Origin of the sequence: Kordia sp. (genome assembly GCF_022447245.1) — a bacterium.
GTDB lineage: Bacteria > Bacteroidota > Bacteroidia > Flavobacteriales > Flavobacteriaceae > Kordia.
Map to the genome: position 1 here is coordinate 26337 of NZ_JAKVBC010000017.1, position 18501 is coordinate 44837.

At 33.3% G+C, this 18501-nt stretch carries 17 protein-coding genes; 6 read left to right on the top strand and 11 right to left on the bottom strand.

The features are described 5' to 3' along the window. Positions 1 to 199 precede the first annotated feature (199 nt). Positions 200 to 3490, bottom strand: coding sequence for an amidohydrolase family protein (locus MK119_RS12885; protein WP_290679440.1), 3291 nt, complete (start codon positions 3488 to 3490; stop codon positions 200 to 202). A gap of 110 nt (positions 3491 to 3600) precedes the next feature. Next, a complete protein-coding gene (locus MK119_RS12890) occupies positions 3601 to 4260 on the bottom strand; it encodes a DUF2306 domain-containing protein (protein WP_290679443.1) in 660 nt (219 codons plus the stop codon). A 165-nt stretch (positions 4261 to 4425) separates the two neighbouring features. Between MK119_RS12890 and MK119_RS12895 the strand changes: the two genes are divergently transcribed. The 5 genes from MK119_RS12895 to MK119_RS12915 all read left to right on the top strand — a co-directional run bounded on the left by MK119_RS12895 (position 4426) and on the right by MK119_RS12915 (position 9496). Then, positions 4426 to 4764 (top strand): hypothetical protein, encoded by a 339-nt coding sequence (locus MK119_RS12895; protein ID WP_290679445.1) that lies wholly within the window; start codon positions 4426 to 4428, stop codon positions 4762 to 4764. 20 nt (positions 4765 to 4784) lie between these two features. Further along, complete coding sequence (locus tag MK119_RS12900) at positions 4785 to 6386, top strand: FAD-linked oxidase (protein WP_290679448.1); 1602 nt, start codon at positions 4785 to 4787, stop codon at positions 6384 to 6386. A gap of 77 nt (positions 6387 to 6463) precedes the next feature. Next, positions 6464 to 7402 (top strand): DNA/RNA non-specific endonuclease, encoded by a 939-nt coding sequence (locus MK119_RS12905; RefSeq protein WP_290679451.1) that lies wholly within the window; start codon positions 6464 to 6466, stop codon positions 7400 to 7402. Between the two features lie 73 nt (positions 7403 to 7475). Continuing rightward, complete coding sequence (locus MK119_RS12910; RefSeq protein ID WP_290679454.1) at positions 7476 to 8378, top strand: CHAT domain-containing protein; 903 nt, start codon at positions 7476 to 7478, stop codon at positions 8376 to 8378. A gap of 17 nt (positions 8379 to 8395) precedes the next feature. Next, positions 8396 to 9496, top strand: a complete 1101-nt coding sequence (locus MK119_RS12915; protein WP_290679457.1) for a hypothetical protein — start codon at positions 8396 to 8398, stop codon at positions 9494 to 9496. Positions 9497 to 9563: 67 nt separating this feature from the next. Here MK119_RS12915 and MK119_RS12920 read toward each other — a convergent pair whose 3' ends face one another. From MK119_RS12920 to MK119_RS12945, 6 genes are all read right to left on the bottom strand, one after another. After that, complete coding sequence (locus MK119_RS12920) at positions 9564 to 10430, bottom strand: hypothetical protein (protein WP_290679460.1); 867 nt, start codon at positions 10428 to 10430, stop codon at positions 9564 to 9566. A gap of 130 nt (positions 10431 to 10560) precedes the next feature. Next, positions 10561 to 10920 carry a hypothetical protein gene (locus MK119_RS12925; RefSeq protein ID WP_290679463.1) on the bottom strand — a complete coding sequence of 120 codons (360 nt, stop codon included), beginning with the start codon at positions 10918 to 10920 and terminating at the stop codon, positions 10561 to 10563. Between the two features lie 50 nt (positions 10921 to 10970). Then, positions 10971 to 12308, bottom strand: coding sequence for a M28 family peptidase (locus MK119_RS12930; RefSeq protein ID WP_290679466.1), 1338 nt, complete (start codon positions 12306 to 12308; stop codon positions 10971 to 10973). A 24-nt stretch (positions 12309 to 12332) separates the two neighbouring features. After that, positions 12333 to 13601, bottom strand: coding sequence for a DUF6265 family protein (locus tag MK119_RS12935; RefSeq protein WP_290679469.1), 1269 nt, complete (start codon positions 13599 to 13601; stop codon positions 12333 to 12335). Positions 13602 to 13752: 151 nt separating this feature from the next. Next, a complete protein-coding gene (locus MK119_RS12940; RefSeq protein WP_290679472.1) occupies positions 13753 to 14553 on the bottom strand; it encodes a hypothetical protein in 801 nt (266 codons plus the stop codon). Between the two features lie 87 nt (positions 14554 to 14640). Continuing rightward, the gene (locus MK119_RS12945; protein ID WP_290679475.1) at positions 14641 to 15120 is read right to left on the bottom strand and encodes a 2-dehydro-3-deoxyphosphooctonate aldolase; all 480 of its coding nucleotides are present in this window, start codon (positions 15118 to 15120) and stop codon (positions 14641 to 14643) included. Between the two features lie 175 nt (positions 15121 to 15295). Here MK119_RS12945 and MK119_RS12950 point away from each other — a divergent pair, with 175 nt between their 5' ends. Next, positions 15296 to 15652 (top strand): DoxX family protein, encoded by a 357-nt coding sequence (locus tag MK119_RS12950; RefSeq protein ID WP_290679478.1) that lies wholly within the window; start codon positions 15296 to 15298, stop codon positions 15650 to 15652. 218 nt (positions 15653 to 15870) lie between these two features. On the opposite strand, the gene MK119_RS12955 is transcribed toward MK119_RS12950, so the two are convergent. The 3 genes from MK119_RS12955 to MK119_RS12965 form a co-directional block, all read right to left on the bottom strand. Then, a complete protein-coding gene (locus MK119_RS12955) occupies positions 15871 to 16341 on the bottom strand; it encodes a hypothetical protein (RefSeq protein WP_290679481.1) in 471 nt (156 codons plus the stop codon). Between the two features lie 545 nt (positions 16342 to 16886). Continuing rightward, the gene (locus tag MK119_RS12960; RefSeq protein WP_290679485.1) at positions 16887 to 18101 is read right to left on the bottom strand and encodes a class I SAM-dependent rRNA methyltransferase; all 1215 of its coding nucleotides are present in this window, start codon (positions 18099 to 18101) and stop codon (positions 16887 to 16889) included. A gap of 115 nt (positions 18102 to 18216) precedes the next feature. After that, positions 18217 to 18420: a hypothetical protein gene (locus MK119_RS12965; protein WP_290679488.1), complete on the bottom strand. Its 204-nt coding sequence runs from the start codon at positions 18418 to 18420 to the stop codon at positions 18217 to 18219. Positions 18421 to 18501 lie beyond the last annotated feature (81 nt).

Sequence of the window (18501 nt, forward strand, 5' to 3'; positions counted from 1 at the left end):
TGCTTTTTAGTTGATGGTTATTGTTTGTTTGTTTGTTTGTTTGTTTGTTGATTTGTTATTTGTCAATTAGCTCATTTGATGAAATGTCATTTTGAGTGTTCTAGACTTAATATTTTATTACGTAAAACCACTCGAAGTGACGTTTTTATATTCTTCTTTGATGGCTAACTTTTACATTTAAAATTTAGCGTTCAAAAAATTACTGATGTCCTAAATGGCAACCGCAACCAGGACGCATAAAACTATTTGTTTCCTCGTGCCAAGGAAATGCCGCATTATATTTAGTGTTTTCCCAATAGAATTTTGTGCGTTCTTTAGGTTCATTGCCTATTTCATTCATGGTTTCTGTATCGTATAAACGACCATTAATCATGGTATGGGTAATGCTTTCTGTATTTCGAATATTTTCTAACGGATTTTTATCCATAATGACCAAGTCTGCCAATTTTCCAACTTTTAGCGAACCAATATCCTTTCCTGCGCCAATGTATTCTGCCGGATTTATGGTTGCTGTTTTTAATGCTTCCATTGGAGACATGCCGCCTTGTTCCATCATCCACAATTCCCAATGTGCACCAATACCTTGTATTTGTCCATGAGCTCCAATGTTCACTTTTACACCTTTGTCCGCCAAAGATTTTACAGTTTTAGATACCAAAATATGTCCATTTTGATATTCTTCATCTGGTAACATAGTACGATGTCTGGAACGTGCATCTATAATTCCTCTGGGTGTATATTTTAAAAGCTTTTCATTTTCCCAAACATTTGTATGTTGATACCAATAGTATTCACCATTTACTCCTCCGTAATTTACAATTAGAGTTGGCGTATAGCCTGTTTTGCTAGTTCCCCATAATTCTAATACATCTTTGTAAACAGGGGCAATTGGAATATTGTGTTCTACACCTGTATGTCCATCCATAATCATGGTCATATTGTGATAAAATGTAGAACCTCCTTCTGGAACCACAAAAATTCCTTCTTCGCGTGCCGCTTGTAATACTTGCTGGCGTTGTTCACGACGTGGTTGATTGTAACTCTTTACCGATAACGCACCAAATGCTTTTGTTCTTCTAATGGAAGATCGGGCGTCTTCTAAGTTGTTGATGACTGCTTTGAAATCACCATCGGCTCCGTATAGGATAAATCCAGTAGAGTAGAGGCGTGGACCCACTAGCGAACCATTTTTCACCAATTCTGATAAAGCGAAAACAGTTTCTGTATTCGCAGAAGGATCGTGTGCAGTTGTTACACCAAAAGCCAAGTTTGCATAAAATTGCCAGTGTTTTTGAGTTGTTAAACCATAACGGAAAGCGCCAATATGCGCATGTGCATCTACCATTCCTGGCATGATTGTTTTTCCTTTCATATTGTATACTTTTGCACTATTTGGAATACGAATTTTTCCTGTTTCTCCTAGTGCATTGATACGATTTCCTTGAATAACAATTGTTCCGTTTTCAATAACTTTTTCATCTTCCATCGTGATGATACGCGCATTTTTGAATACAATTTGACCATCTGGTTTGTCTGTCTTTAAAAGTAAATTGATTTTAGTCCCTTTTGTAGTAATTTCAGGTGTTTTTTCAGGAGAACCTTTTAGAAAAGTGAATTTGTCTTTGATTTCATTTGAAAAGTATTCATCGCCTAACGTCCACATGACTTTTTTACTGTCTGGCGACCAATGTAAGTTTACACCAGCATCTTTGGCAATCTGTGCTACAGGAAATGCTTTCGTTTTGTTATCTAAGTTCACCTTTTGCCCCGTTGTAATCATTGGTGCAACGTAGGCTTTGTGCAACTGTGAAAATGCAACCCATTTATTGTCTGGACTTGGCACAATTCTGTTTGCATATTTTGAAGTGAAATGTGTACGTTTGTCTTGTCCTTGCAGATTTACACTGATTAATGACTTTGTCAAACTTCCAAAATAGGTTCCTCCAGTTTGTAAAAAGATGCGTTTCCCATCAGCTGAAAAGATAGGATATTCTCCTTGAGTAGTTACTAATTTCGCATCGCTACCATCTACTTTCATCGTGTAGATTCCAGCATTTTTAGAGAAGGTAAATCCTTGATCGTTGTTTCCACGTTCTTTTCGGTACACAATATGTTTTCCATCTGGAGAAAAAGTAGGTGTTCGGAAGCTTCCTTTTTTAGAAGATAATTGTGTAGAGTTTCCACCATTTACAGCAATTTTTCTTACTGAACCTAAGTTAGTATCATTCCAAGTTACATATACAATTTCTTTTCCATCAGGAGAAAAACTAGGTTCAGACTCAAAATCAGTTCCTTTTGTTAATCGTTTTGGTCTTCCGTTAGGTAATTTTTTCTTCCATAAGTATCCAACAGCATTAAATACTAAGGTTTTTCCATCTGGAGAAGTTACTGCTTGTCTGATGACTTTTGCATTAAAGCTATCTGGAGCTACACGTGTATTGAATGAAATAGCGTCTGCAATTTTGAGTGTAGCATTTACTGTAAAAGGAATGTTGGTCACTTTTAAAGTTGAGATGTCAATTTTGTTGATTTTCCCACCAGCCCAAAACACAATTTCTTGATTGTTTGGCACCCAGCTAAAGTTTGGATACACACCAAATATAGCCCACGCTTCTTGTTGATCTTTATCCAACGCATCATATAAAGGCCATTCTTCTCCTGTTTCTAAATCGTGTAAGTATAAAACAGATTTTGTACGAACTCTTTTTATAAAAGCTAATTTTTTTCCATCTCTTGAAATTTGTGGACGTGAAGCTCCTCCTGGTCCACCTGTTACTTGTGTTATTTTCCCTGTTTGGAAATCGTAACGTTTGACAACATAAATCTGCTTGTTTGGATCTTTATTGTATTGAAATGATCCGCCAGGATATACATCTTCACTGTAGTATAAGTAACGACCATCTGGTGATACTGAAGGTTCGTTGACATCTTGTTGTTCATTTTTCTTTTTGGTTAATTGTAACCCAGAACCACCTGTAATATGATATTGCCACATTTCTCCAGCACCAAGTGAACGTTGTGATGTAAAATGTTTACGTGCTATAAACGAATTACCATCAGGCATCCAAGTAGAATTGTTGAGCAAGCGAAAACTTTCTTTGGTAATCTGTTTGGCATCGGAACCATCGGCATTCATTATCCAAATATTATCGCCGCCACCAGCATCACTGGTAAATAAAATTTTAGAACCATCCGGGCTGAAATGTGGTTGTATTTCAAAAGGAATTCCAGTTCGTAAAGTTTTGGCAGTTCCACCAGAAATTGGGATTGAATAAATATCTCCCATCATATCAAATACAATGGTTTTCCCGTCGGGACTTACATCCAAGTTCATCCAAGTTCCTTCGTTGGTTGTGAATGAATGATCTTTATAATTGAAACCTCCTTTGGGATTAGAAACATCCCATCTATCAGTGTTTTTTTTGTCTTGTGCAAACAATGTGCACACAAAGAGAAGTCCGTAGAGGACTAAAAAATTGGTTCTCAACATTTGGCTATTAGTTTAAACTCCTAAATTAGCCAATATCATGATAATATTTCTTAAAAGAGTGTTAAGGTGTTTTCCTAAAGTCTTAAAAATAAAATATCGAGAAGGAAATGTTATATAACTTGTGTTTTCTTTTTTCGCAATTTCCAAAACCAGTAGTTCATATACGCTGTTCCAAATATACTTGGTACTAACCAACCTGCAACTCCTGGGATGAATTGATTCACAACTACAAACGCTGTTACTGCAGCAATATAACCGCCCATCATTTTTCCAATATGTAGCTTTAGCCAATGCTTGCGTAAGGTTTTAATGTTTCGCAATAGGAAAAGATCACGAATGGAGAATACAATACCAACACTCCCAAAAATAGTTAATACTGTATTGAGTTTTCCGGTGGTAAAAATGGGATACACAATCATGCTAATTCCTGTGAGTAACATAGCAATGGCAATTATTTTATCAGCTAAAACTTTTGGATTTGGTTTTTTGAATTGCAATGCACGATATCCTGAAATGATAAAGTATGAACTGAATATTCCGACGGTAAATAGAAATGCATTTTCATGTTTTGGAAGTACCGCAATAACTAGTGCAGATAATGCTGAACACAACATAGAATAGTAAAAGATAATTCCAGATTTTTTGTGAGCATTATTTCCCTTTTTAGTAAGAATAGCGATAAATCCAGCAATAAAAGCGATACTTCCTAAAATGGCATGTATGTAGATAAGATAAGTAGCAAAGGTTTCCATCGGGTTGTTTTTTGTCAAATCTACATAGTTTTTTGTGTCGTAAAAAAACTTTAAGACCGAACTGCTGAATTCTACTACTGAATTGTAGTTTTACGTATAAACATCAGTTATTTTAGGGTGTTTTTACCCTTAAAAACTTATCAGAAACGAACTACTTTTATACTTTACCAATTATAGCTAGTTATGAAAATTAAAAATAAAGCTTTTGTGAGATGGAGTATAGCAATCATAGTATGTTGTTTGTTTTCATCTTGTTATACTGTTCGGTTAAAGAATGTGTATGGAGATCCTGAACCAGATCCAATCAGTGACAGAACAGATTATTATAGAATGATGAAAGTCCGTGAAATTGATACTGTAATTACCGTTTCAGTGATCGATAAAGATTTTGCCATGTTACTTGATAAATGTGGATCAAGTGGAATTCATACTGTAGAATATCGAAATACATTTGGAGGAATCTTATTAAGTGCTGTGACTTTTGGTCGAAAACGAGAGTGCGTGTTAAATATGTATGTATGAAATCTAACAACTAAGAAGTTATGGCAAAAACAACACCGTATGCAAAAAGTACTTGGGATACCTTACATAATAATGGTCCTTTTCCGTTGAAAACTTTATATGTAACGGAACTAGCAGGTTCTGCACATATGTTTTCAAAATACGATCGCTATAACGATGCTGCTAAAGAAATTCAACGACTCATCCGTGAAGCTGCCGACAAAAATGAAGGGTTTCGCGCATATGGATCTAGTTGGTCATTATCGCATGTTGCACATCAAAAAGACAATATGCATTACAATGGGTTTATGAGCATTCATATTCTAATTTCACAAGAATTGACACATGAAAACTCCTCATACGTCAATAAAAATCTGTTCTTTTTTGAATGCAGAAATACCATCAAACGAATTTCAGAAGTATTAGGTTCACACGGAAAATCATTGAAAACGAGTGGTGCAAGTAATGGACAAACCATTGCTGGTTGTATTTCAACAGGCGTTCATGGTTCAGCCTTAAATGTTGGTTCTATTCAAGATTATGTGGTTGGATTAAATATTATTATTGGTGATAAATCTACAGATATTGTGTATTTGGAGCGACATACCAAGCCTGCACTGAATGATGATTTTGCAAAAAAAATAAATGCAAGAGTCATTCGAAATGATCATTTGTTTAATGCTGCATTAGTAGGTTTGGGCGCGTTCGGATTTATACATGGTGTCGTAATTGAAGCCGAAGATCGTTTTTTACCAAAGCGTTATGTAAAGAAAATCAAGAAAGAATTGGCGATGGAATTGGCCGATACGATTGATTTTAAAAACTCGACATTTAAAATCGATGGAGAAGTAGATGAAAATGATAAGCCATTACGACCGTATCACTACAAAGTATTCATCAATCCGTATACAAATGAAGATGATTATGTCGTAGAAGTGATGTATAAAAAACCGTATCAAATTCCGTATCCAGATCCGTTTCCAATCATAAAAAAATCATTGTATAAAGACTTGATTTATTTATTGATTAAAATGTCTGAAAAGTATCCAAAAGCAATTCCGTGGTTTATCAAACGATTGCAAAAAAGCATTTTACCAGAAGTGAATGAGGAAACTTTAGGAACATTATATGAAACCTTTTGGGATGCGCCGTATCAAGGACCTGCATTTGCTTGTTCAATAGCAATTGATCATACGAATTCTTCAAAAGCATATAAGGTTTTAGAAGAAATGACACAAAAAGAAGGCCCAATTCCAGGAGTTTTTGCCATGCGATTTGTAAAACAAACAGATACTACACTCGGATTTACCAAGTTTCCAACTACCTGTATGTTGGAAATTGATGAAGTATTATGGGAGAAGTCGCGGAAAATTATGAGTTTGACAGAATATTCAAAACGAATGATAGAAGTGTTGCAAAAAAATAACATTCCGTTTACCATTCATTGGGGAAAAAATTCTGATTGGAAGTTTCCGAATTTGGTAAAAATTATGTTTGGAGATAAGGTAAGAGAATGGAAAAGTTATCGTAGCGGATTGCTATCAACGGAAATGCAAAAAGTATTTTCAAATGGCTTTTTAGAAGATACAGATTTACACACACCAAACGTGACCAATGAAGAGGATTTGATTGTTTCACTGTAAAGACAGAAACTTTTTTTAATGGAGTTGTGTAGGCTGACAGAATTTAATAATTTAGAAACACATTAATACGACTGATTTTGAGTTACTCAGCTACCTTTTTCGAAACGCATTCAGTACAAGCACCAAGCATTGATGCTGAAGAGATTGCGAAGTTTTCAGCAGCTGGATTGAATGTGTCAGATTATTATTTGCCTTATCAAAATTACAGTGTGCTGCAGAATCCGTTTCGAAAATTCCCGTACTATTCGGCAGTAAATGTTGATGGAAAACGATTCCATAAGCTTAAAAGAGATAGTATTTTTGATGGAAGTGAACGTTGGGCAAAAGACGAACGCATTCCTGAAGAAGCACAATGGGGAAATGCTTTATATAGTGCCAAAAATTACGATTTTGATAGAGGTCATTTGGCAAAACGTGAATATGTACAATGGGGAATTGATGAAGAAGCTGCACGTATGGCTGCACGATCCACATTTTTTTATACCAATGCGGCTCCGCAAGTAAGCAAATTGAATAGAGGCGTTTGGAAACGTATTGAAAATTATATTTTACACCATGAAGTGATTAAAAACAGTATGAAAATCTGTTTGTTCAGTGGTCCAGTATTTCGTGAAGACGATCCTGAATTTTTGCAAAAAGTAAATGATCAAACGGTACGATTACCGTATTTATTTTGGAAAGTAGTGTATTATGTAAAAGATGGAGAATTGTATAGAGCAGGTTTTTTGACGAGTCAACGCAGGCAAATGCAAAAAAAACGCATCATTAAGCCTGTAAGTCGCTCTGAAGAAAGTGTGCGATCAACACATTTCAATACTTTTAAAGATGCAGAAACCTATCAGGTAAACGTGTCTTTTGTAGAGCAAATTGGTCAGTTGTCCTTTGAAGCTGCCACAGAAACGTTTCAAAGCGACGATCCTGAACGAATTATCCTTTCGCGTGTCAATGTTCGTAATGATAGTAACGAAAGTGCACAAATGGAAGAAATAGTCACAAATATGAATTTAAAATTATAATATCATTTCAAATACAGTTAACATATTATTCATTAAAGCCAATCCAATTGATAGTGATGCACTGCGATTAGATGTGGAAGAAAATGCTATACGCGATGTTTTAGCCAGTAGTGATGACAAAACTAAATTCGAATTCGAATCGAGAGGCGCTGTCACCAAAGATCTTTTGATTGATCATTTACTGAAGATAAAACCAAACATTTTACATATTTCTGGACATGGAAATACCGATGAACAATTACTTTTAGAAGATATTGAAGGTTACAAAGAAGAAGTTTCTATTCAACGCTTATCTGATGTATTATCAGGTTTTACAAATCATATCAATTGTGTGTTTTTAAACACTTGTCATAGTTTGGCTGGAATCAACGATTTCAATAAAAATATTGCATATATCATCGGAATGAAAAACGAAATCCCCGATGATGTTGCCATTAGTTTTTCTAGAAATTTTTACAATGCATTGTTTAATGGTAGAACAATTAAAGATGCGTTTAAAATTGCTTTATCGCGAATTGCTATGACCGATCAAGGCGATGAAAATATTCCAAAATTAATAGTCAATAAGGAAGCACTGATTGAAGATGAAAGACTTTTGGAAAAAGAAGAAGAAGCCGAAGATGCTTTAATCAATACGATAGTTTCTGAAGAAGAAATTGCAATTGCTAAAAACGGTTACAAAAAAAGCATCAGTTTTCATTATCGATTGATCATTCTAGCTGTTACTTTTGGAATAGGACTTTTTGTGTTTTTATATTTTAAAGGAAATAGCGATTTGACTTCTTCTCTTTTAGGACTCATTCCAAGTGCCCTTGGGAGTTATCCTTTTTTAGAAATTCAGAAGCGGAAAAATAGAATCACGCTGATTAAAGTATTTGAAATAAAACGAAAACGCTTGTTGAATGCCTTAGCACAACTTTCACCACATGAACGTAGAGAATTAAACGACGAATTTAAGCGATTAATAATTATTTAAAAAAGACTGAGAAGTATATGAAGACTTATAAATCAATAGAAGAAACTATTGCTGATGTTCGCAAAAAGGACAAGCGTTACAATTATATAATCTTAGTCATTACCTTGATTATGATTACTGTCATCGCTACGATTGTGATTATCAATTATGAAACTAAGGCAAAGAAAAGTGCGGCTCTAATTGCGCAAAATGAAGATACAATTGAGGAAAATAAAATCATGATTGCGAAGTTGAAAACCAAAGAGATTGAAAATAGACAATTACGTGAACAAGATTCAATTCGTACAGATTCTATCAAGCGTTTGGTAAAGACTTTACGTCAAGAATTATCAATCATCCGAAAAGAATTGGCAAAAGGGAATGGATTTAGCAGTAATCAAGCAGTTGTAATAGCAAATTTGAATGAAGCACAAGATAGATTGAATCAAATCACTAATAATATCAGCGATAATACGATTGTTCGTTATTACAAACGAAAAGCGGATGGTGATCGTATTGTAAATATGATTCAAAATATGAAAGACCCAAGTTTTCGATTGAATGTAAAGGATGTACCGAATGATAATGGTTACATCAAAATAAACACTTTATGGTTTGGTACAGATGTAAATAGAGTAGAAGTCGCAAAATTATTAGAAGCTTTAAAGAAGATTAATGTACGTATTAACAATGTAAAGGAGTTTGATAATCCCAAAACAAAAGAGTGGAAAAAGGCAGCGATAGAAATAGGTTATGAACCATTAAATACAGTAACAAATATCAAACTTACGGAGAGTCAAGTTGCCAATTTACGTGTGAATAATAATAATATCAAATACAATGTTCGGTTTTATTCCTATAAACCCAATCAAAGAATAAAAAGCCAATTGGCAACAATTATCAAAAAAGAAAATTACAACCTAAAAGTATATCCAGATTGGAAAAAACAATATAGTTTCTTTGCCAAGGTTCCTACCGTTTTTTATTATGATAGAAATACAAAAGACATTGCCGAAAAGTTAGCAGCAACATTGTCTAATTATGTGAAAGGTGTAAACTTTAAAGTCCAATTTGGAAGCGGTTACGGAATTAAACAAAGTGAAAAGAAGAATACGTTTATTATTCATTACACGCAGTAGTATTTAGTTCTATTTTAGGAGTTTCTGAATTTTTATATACCTCTTATCAGGTAGGTATTATATTTTTCTATTGCAGCATTTTTTTATAATATTCTGCAGAACTTTTTCCATATTTAGCTTCTATTTTATCCAACTCTTGTATTAATAATGCATCTAATTCCTCTATTTGAAAAGAATGCATCATTTTAAAAATGTCTTCATAAAACATTGGAATAATCTCTTTTCTTTTTAAATAATTTTTAAGTGCTGAGATAAGCTGTTTTTCATAATCTGTTTTGTGATGTTTAAAAATATAGTTGATCGCTTCTATGTTTTCTTTATGGAAAGCTTGTTTTTCAATTAAAGGCAAATATGCTGAATCAAAAATTCTGTTCTTAAAAACAGTCCTGATTAATAACCAATCTACATTATCGGTAGCAAGAACTAAACTATCTAACTTTAATAATTGTGCATCCTTTTGAAATGTAACTTTTTCATCTTCAGTAGAAAGGTGTAGTTCATTCCAATATTTAAAATAGATCTCAGAATAAACTAAATCAGAACCTATAATACATCCTTTCATTGTTTGTACCTTTTTATCGGTCTTTAAGAAATGTTCAAAGACATCAATAAATTTAGGACTTTCTTTATCAATCAATCCAAAAGTAGCATAGGTTGCTACAACATTGTTTGTATCTTTTGTTAGTTGATATAACTCTTTTATAGATGCTATTTGTACTAAGTTTTTATAATTTTTATATTGAGAACTTGGAGTTCCTGCATATGAAATGTGACTGCTTTGGACTTCATTGAAATTAGCAATACTATCTTTTAAGTCTAGCACACTTTTATTAGTAATGACAAATGATTTCTCTCCTTCCTGTTTGTTTTTGTTTGATTGACAAGAAAAAAAGATAAGTATACTGAGAAATAAGAAAGCTCTTGTAATATTCATGTTTTACTTAGATTTTAATATTCTATGAAAAGAAAGAATGTACTTAGTCTCTTAAATTTAGTTTAAAAGCTTCATTTTTATTTTTTTAATAGCTCTTTGTTTTGCTAGATGAAATTAGTGAATTACCTCTTCAAGGTAAAGTGATTGATAAATTCTTTTGCCGTTCCTTAGCCATAGGACGTGTCCAACCAGCAGTAGGAATAATTTCAAAATTCATTGTCTTAGATAGCAAAAAAATAACATCTGTATATTCAGGAAAACGCATTACACGTGGTTCCGATATGCTATCATCTCTTTTGAATCCTTCCAAAGCAGCTTCAAAACGATCGGGTGGAATTTCGGCTAAAATGATATCAGGTTGTATTTCTTGAATAAGCTTGGTTAATTTTTCAATAGAATATGTAGCTTTTGTCAAATGACTACTGTGAATAGTTCCTAAAACTAGAACTTCGTTTTTGTGATGCTTTTCTTTAGAACATGCTGTAATCAAGTAAAAGCAGAGTATTACAATTCCTATGTCAGTAGTTTTTTCATTGTAGCTTATCTAAAGGTTTTCGATGGAAAAACGATCAAACTTTCATGCCCATTTTTACCAACGGTAGCAATTCCGAAGTAGTAATTATCAATGACAATGCCTTTTAAAGTATATTCTGTAACATCACCAACAAAACGGGAATGTTGCCATTGTGGAGCTGTCGTATCTCTCCAGTAAATTTTATAACCGATTACATTCTCATCTTCTGTTTTTTTCCAACGAAATTTAGCACTAGGTTCTACAATTCCACCAATTTTCACCTCTTGTGGCGGTAATGGTGACCAAGCCAAACTTGCCAAATTAATGGCGTTTACGGCAGTTAATTTTTTTGCGTAATCAAAATTAACACCTTCAATAACATCGCCATATTTGATACCGTTTTCTTCACGAATATCTTGGTGTTGGCGATTATAATTTTCGTGTGCTTCCATAATTCGAATTCCAGCAAAACCTAGGTCGTTAAACGGTCTGTGATGCCCGCCGCGCCCAAATCTATCCAAGCGATAAATCATCATTGGATTCATTTCTGGCATGTATATTTTTGTTTGCTTGTGAACATATCGGGCTAATTGTCTTGAAATTCCATCTACTTCACCACCATAAAAACGGCGCGCTCTTCGTTGACGTTCTGTTTCATTGGCAGGAACTGGTTCTGAGAAAATTCGGAACGAACGATTATCAATTACACCATCAACACCTTCAATATTTCCGATCATATCATTATTGAGAACTCCGATAATATCCCAACCTTTTTCTTTTGCATATTTAGCCAAACCTTGTCCTCCAAACAAGCCTTGTTCTTCACCAGATAAGCCTACATAAACAATACTATTTTCAAATTTATATTTCGATAAAACACGAGCAGCTTCGATAGCTCCAGCCATACCAGAAGCGTTGTCATTTGCTCCAGGCGCATCTGTTGTATAATCCATGGTGTCACTAGCACGTGAGTCAATATCACCACTCATGATGATGTAACGATTTGGATATTTTGTTCCTTTTTGAACTGCAATCACATTTACAACCCATGCATCTTTTGGAACACGACGATTCCCTTCTTTTGTCACAAAATCTTTTTGATAAAAGACATCTAAGCAGTTATTGCAATTGTTTGAGATGTTGTCAAATTCTTTCTTTATCCAACGTCTGGCAGCACCAATTCCGCGGGTTTCAGAAATCGTGTCACTAAAAGTATTTCGTGTGCCAAAATTTGCCAGTGTTCTAATATCATTTTCGATGCGATCTGCAGAAACTGCATCAATGATATCATATAAACGTTGATCGGTTTGCGACATTAAAAATGTTACAGAAAAAAGGAGGATAGAGGAGATAATTTTTTTCATAGCTAGCATTATAAGTTTGCGTTTTTAATTTGTTGTTTTTGTATAATGAAAAGGAACCACTGTTGTGCTACCATCTTTTTGACCAATGGCAACATAAACAATCATTGTATTTTTATCGACAGATTCAAAAGTCATACCTTCAAAAATGGCTTTGTTTTTTGTGACTTTTATCAATGGGAAATCAACTGTTTCATCTTTCGTTTCCCAACCTTTCAATTCATTGCTAAAGTGCTTAAGACGTAATAGAAGGCTATTATTTACTTCTGAAATGGTTTCAATCTCGTAAAAATTGACTTTTCCATCTACAATTAATTTAAAAGTTGCCACCATAGAACCGCCAGAAGGCTCACTCCAGTTTTCTTCGGTAATTCCGCCAAAAGCTTCGCCTTTCCAATTCCCAGAAATCCAACGAATATTTTCCAAAGTTGGTTCAAGTTCAGTTTCTGGGATGGCCGCAATAGCCAATTTTGTATTAGAAGCATTTACCGTAACTCGTGTGATTTTATCAAAATTTTCCTTGTCGAATAGTTTAATAATTTTCCATTCAGTATCAGTTGAAGGGTTTAAGCGATATAATGCTTTTCCTTTTGCCATTAAGATAGAACCATTCGCAAGCCAACACATATCTTCAACTTTTGGAACTGTATTTGCAATTTTTTTAGTTTCATAAGTCTTTACATCTAGCGAACGAATTTCCCAAGCATCATTCTTTTTACTGATATAACTTACCAAATTTGTATTGGGAATGTTATGAAGAGATCGTCCAATATTGGTGTCGGCTGTATAATGAGTATTGTTTTTAAAGTTAGAGACAACAAGTCTATGAGGTTCACCTAAGACAAAAGAAACTAATACATTTCTAGCGTTCCACACATGATACCCAATTTTTAAGTTTTTTAGCAACGCTTTGCTTTTTCCTTTTCTGTAATAATATAAATATTGCAAACCAGTGGTGTCTAGTCTGATTGAAGAAATGTACTTGCTTTTAGGAACTTGTGTTGGCGAATATTCACTTCCTTGCTTCGTGTCACTCAACCATTTTTTTGCGCCTGTGATACTATTGTATTGTAGAATATCGGTTTGTTTGTTCCGCGTTGACGCGAATAGAATTGTATGATCATTTTGAAAGGAAGGTTGATTGTCATAGCCTTCATTATTCGAAATATTTTGTCCGTTAGTAAGCTGAATTTGATTGTTTTCTGTTGATAAATCGAAAAGGTATACTTCGGTATCTGGTTGACAAAAAACGGCAAGCGGAATCGTAATTACCAGCAAGTGTAGTAATTTTTTCATGGGAGGTTTGATTGATTAATTGATTTAAAGTTACACAATTTTAAAAAGAAGCTGTGTACGAGTGTCGTTTTTTAACAAAAAGGATGTCTTTTGGTATAAAAAGTTTAAGTAGTGTATTGAAAAGAATACGGAAGTATAAGATAGATACAATTTATCTATAAAACATACTAAAATACATTTCACTATGTACTGGGTATCCGTAACTCGTTGCTGCTTCCCATTTTTGATTGAGAACAAATTCTTTGAGTTGCTTTGTAAATAACTTTTTGTATTTGTTATTTGCTTCATCTTGAAATTCGGTATAAACCTCTAGATCTTTGATACTGCCATCTTTAAGGAGAATAAAATCGGCACTAGTAAATGAAAAATACTCACCACTTTTGAACTTATAATCTTCGGGATACACAAAAGAATCTTCGTATGCTTTATTCAGTGATATCAGCCTTTCTGATTGCTTAGTGTTACGATCACAATCAAAATAATCATATACTTTATCTGGATGTTTTAAAATATATAGTTTTTCAGCTTCTACTTTTATAGAATCAATAAAACAAACTCCAAATTTATCAATTATGAGCTCATTCATTTTTATTTCATAACAATACTCTTCAAACTGATCTGAAAATCCAATACAAGATGTTAAAACAGATTTAGTTTTGATATTAAAGGGTTTGAAAAGTGTAGCCCATTCGTCAAAGCCTTTATTTCGATTTCCAAGTCCTGAAAATTGATGATACGTATACTTTCCTTGTTTCACATCTTTTAAGGCACGTTGTGTTGCATTGATGCAAACAGTATCAATGATTTCTATTTCGTTTAGTTGGTATTTTTTTGCAAGAACATAATATTCACTATAATCATGAGCAATGATCTTATTTATTTTTGGTTGCTCTGAGCAGGCAACTAATAAAGAAAGAGAAAGTAAAGTGAAAATCAGTTTTCTAATTGCCAATATAGTTGAAGGTTAGTTTACAAACAAAACGCCAAAATTGAATATTTCGTATATCAATTTTGACGTTTTTGTTTGATGTATATAGTGTTATTTTCGTAACCCGAAACCTTTAGGAGCTTTTAAAGGACTGGAATCATGCATATTGATGTAAATAGAAACTGTGTCTTTTGATCCTTGCCAAGTTACACGATAATTGTCTAGCATAGCATGGTCCCCAAACATTGCATTTTCACTAGGTACAGGGCAGCAACTTCCAGCTCTAAAATAAGAGATCTCTTCTCCATTAGGACCTGTCAATGCATTCAAATAACGTTGTTCATTCAATGGACCTTCAGAGTCTTTTACTCCACCAACTTCTACAGCATTTTCTGGAGAATAACCATAGGTTTTATCACTAGAAATTTCAGTGATTACGAAAGTGTATTGATCTCGTAAAGTTTGTTTAAAGTTTTTACTTTTAGCTTTTTTGATGCTGGCTGTTTTTTTACTAGGAGTTAAAGCAGATTTCTTTGTTCCACAAGCTACAATTAGTGTAAAAGCTACAAATAAAAGTCCTAATTTTTTCATGTAAATCGGTTTTTAATAGTTAGTGTACGGTTTCCAAGCTACTAATTTTATAGCGGAAAACAAATTTTGACAGCTAGTATTGAGTGAATCTTGTGTTCCTTTTAGAGAACAACTATTATGAGTTAGAAAATTTTAACACATCAGTACATTGTAAATAATTAACTAACTTTAGTACATGTCTATTTTACAGCTTATTTCATTATATACGATGGCAGGTGTCTATATTTTTGCAGGAATTTGTCATTTTTGGAAACCGAAATTTTTTTTAAGCATTACTCCAAAATGGGTTCCAAAACCTGCCATGGTAAATATTGTGGTTGGTATTGTAGAAATTATTTTAGGAATCGGAGTATTGTTCGAAACTACACGAATCTATGCTGCTATTGGAATTATGATAATACTCATTCTCATATTTCCTGCAAATGTGTATCATTTTCAAAAAGCAAAACGTAAAGGAAAGTTCGTTATTTCAACACTGATTCGTTTACCAATACAGGCTTTATTATTGTATTGGGCATATACATTTGTATGATGTTTTTGTGTCCTAAAAGCATAAAAAAATAAATTTAATTAGGGTTTTGATCATTAGTGTAGAAAATGTTAAAATGGGTTATAGTTTTAGTTTAATTGTTTTAATTCTTCTTCAACAGAAGATAAAGATTACAATTAGAAAAAAGTTTCCACATTACAGGATAGTTTACTGGTTTACTTTAGATTGATTCTCTCTTTTTAGAACTTTATTTTAAAAAATTATTGATGATACACAAACCAAACTGCTACAAATTCTTCTAAGCAAAGTTCTCCATCAAAATTGAATAAGATATCTCCTCTAAAATTGAATCGCCCTTTGTATACTTTGCCATCTTCAATGGTTGCGATAATATCAAAAGAAGAAATAGAATTACCATTATAAATTACGCCATCACGAATATTGAATAGGATGTCACCTTGAAAAAAAGAATTCCCTCGGTACACTTTTCCATCTCTAACATTGGCAATGATGTCTTTGATAAAGGTGAAGTTTCCTTTGTATATCTTAGAATCTTTAACGTTTGCTATAATATCCAGCCTGAAGTTTGAATTACCATTATACACTTTTCCATCTTCTACCGTACAAATAATATCATTTGTAAAATTGGAGTTTCTATTGTACACAAAAGTTTGTGCGGTTGCTAAGAAGCATACAAAACATAGCAATATAGAGAGAATGTGTTTTTTCATGGAATGAAGATAGGGAATTATGTTATTCTTGAATAGGTTAGTACTAGTTTTTTATTGTATGAAACTATGAAAATGCTCACTTTTATTGCCTATTTGTTCGTTATTTATAAATGACGAGCATGGATACTTTTTCTTATTCTTAATACCGAATACTTTACAAACATTAATTTTAAAACTTTATATTATGAAACAGAAAAAAATGAAATTATCGCTTAACAAAAAAGTAATTTCAAGCATCAAAATACAAACCATAAACGGAGGTGGTTTTTTATGTTTTTGAAATACGCATCCGAATGGTTTGTCTTGTTATGCATGTCTTTCAGATGAACAAGATTGTCATTCAGAAAACCCTCTTTGCGATTGTGGGACATCCAGAAATTGCTAATATAGATAGTTTGCATTAGATTCAGAAATTAAGAGACTATCAAACATATAATAACTTTAACTAAAGTTATTATATGTTCTTAAAAGAACCTTCGTATACCTTATAATTGTCAACATATAAAATAAACCACTTTTTTACTATTGAATGCTAATGTATGTTATCATAAAACGCGCACATACATACACTTCAAATACGCGCCTTCTTTGAAACCAATGGGATGATCAATATCGTGCAATGTTTTTTCTAAAATGGTGAAGTTCGCATTGTTTCTATGAAGTGTTTCTTCCACCAAATCAAAAAACATATCAGAAGTAACACGTGAACTGCAAGAAGCTAAGATCAAAATTCCTTTTCGCTTGACTAGTTGTAAGCCTAATTGTGTGAGTTTTTTGTAACCTGCAATAGCTTTGTCCACTTCTGCGGCACTTTTGGCAAACGATGGTGGATCAATCACAACAATATCAAATTTCGTATTGACACGTGCTAGTTTGTTCAATTCATCAAATGCATCGCCTACAATTACTTTATGTGTTCCCGAATATGTATTAAGTTTTGCATTGCTTTTTGCAATTTCTAAGGCTGGTGCGCTAATATCCAAACTTGTCACTTCTTTGGCATCACCAACTAGCGCATGTACTGAAAATCCACCTGCATACGAGAATACATCTAAAACGGTTTTGTTTTTGGAAAGTTCTCCAACCTTTTTTCTATTGGCTCTATGATCTAAGAAATACCCGGTTTTGTGTCCGTGAATGACATTAGCAGAGAAGTTGACACCGTGTTCTTTAAAAACGATGACTTCATTGGTAAGTGTGCCATCTAAAACTTGTCCATCCGTTAAATCAAATTCATTTTTTTCTTTTGCTACATTTCGGCTCAGCCTCAATACCGTTGTTTCTGCTTTGCTGATTTTGATCAATTCAGGTAAAATATCTTTTAAATAGTAAAACCAATAGGAAGCATACAATTTAACTACCAAAACATTGTCATACACATCTGCAACTAAGGAAGGCAAACCATCATTCTCACCATAAATAAGACGATAACTATTCGTATCAGTTTGTAGTAACGGAATTCGTTTCTGATACGCTTCCTGAATCTTATTTGCAAACCATGTTGTATTGATGGTTGCAGGTTTGTTGGCTTGTAAAATTTTTATCCGAATAGGAGAGTTGGGATCGTAAAATCCACAGGCTAAAAACTTATTCTTTCGGTTGTCAAAAATAACTGCTAAATCTCCAGATTTCCCTTCTTTATTTTGCTTTACAATACTGTTTTCAAAAATCCATGGATGTCCTTTTTTAACCAAAGTTTCCGCAGAAGGTTTTAGTTTTATGGCAATTTTGTGTGTAGGTATGTCTGGAAATGTGATCAATGTTTCTTAATTAAGATTGATGGCAAAAATACGGTTTTTAAGAGTATTATAAGTTGTAAAAAAGAAGACTTTATCCTTGAGAATTATCTAAATGCACATTCATGATTATAATTTTTCAGACATCTTTATATTCTTCTTCTAAAGTAGTTAAGTATTTTGTTATTTCTTGATGATTGGTAAGATCTACTTTTAATTTTAAGTACCAGTCAACCAAAATCATTTGATATTTATGTCCAATAGCATGTAGTGCTTTACATATTTTAGTAATACTATGGTTTTCATATTCTAGTAACTCAACCCAAATATGTTCTATATACATATCTTTTATGGTAAAGAAAATAGCAAAATCATTAGCTCCATAACCAGCATATTCCGTAATTTTTTTTGCATAGTGCCTACC

Bases quoted from the DNA above. Each gene is read 5' to 3' on its own strand.
- MK119_RS12945 (WP_290679475.1), bottom strand. From the start codon at position 15,120: ATGAAAAAATTAGGACTTTTATTTGTAGCTTTTACACTAATTGTAGCT.
- MK119_RS12900 (WP_290679448.1), top strand. From the start codon at position 4,785: ATGGCAAAAACAACACCGTATGCAAAAAGTACTTGGGATACCTTACAT.
- MK119_RS12920 (WP_290679460.1), bottom strand. From the start codon at position 10,430: ATGAATATTACAAGAGCTTTCTTATTTCTCAGTATACTTATCTTTTTT.
- MK119_RS12935 (WP_290679469.1), bottom strand. From the start codon at position 13,601: ATGAAAAAATTACTACACTTGCTGGTAATTACGATTCCGCTTGCCGTT.
- MK119_RS12930 (WP_290679466.1), bottom strand. From the start codon at position 12,308: ATGAAAAAAATTATCTCCTCTATCCTCCTTTTTTCTGTAACATTTTTA.
- MK119_RS12885 (WP_290679440.1), bottom strand. From the start codon at position 3,490: ATGTTGAGAACCAATTTTTTAGTCCTCTACGGACTTCTCTTTGTGTGC.
- MK119_RS12895 (WP_290679445.1), top strand. From the start codon at position 4,426: ATGAAAATTAAAAATAAAGCTTTTGTGAGATGGAGTATAGCAATCATA.
- MK119_RS12965 (WP_290679488.1), bottom strand. From the start codon at position 18,420: ATGTATATAGAACATATTTGGGTTGAGTTACTAGAATATGAAAACCAT.
- MK119_RS12955 (WP_290679481.1), bottom strand. From the start codon at position 16,341: ATGAAAAAACACATTCTCTCTATATTGCTATGTTTTGTATGCTTCTTA.
- MK119_RS12950 (WP_290679478.1), top strand. From the start codon at position 15,296: ATGTCTATTTTACAGCTTATTTCATTATATACGATGGCAGGTGTCTAT.
- MK119_RS12915 (WP_290679457.1), top strand. From the start codon at position 8,396: ATGAAGACTTATAAATCAATAGAAGAAACTATTGCTGATGTTCGCAAA.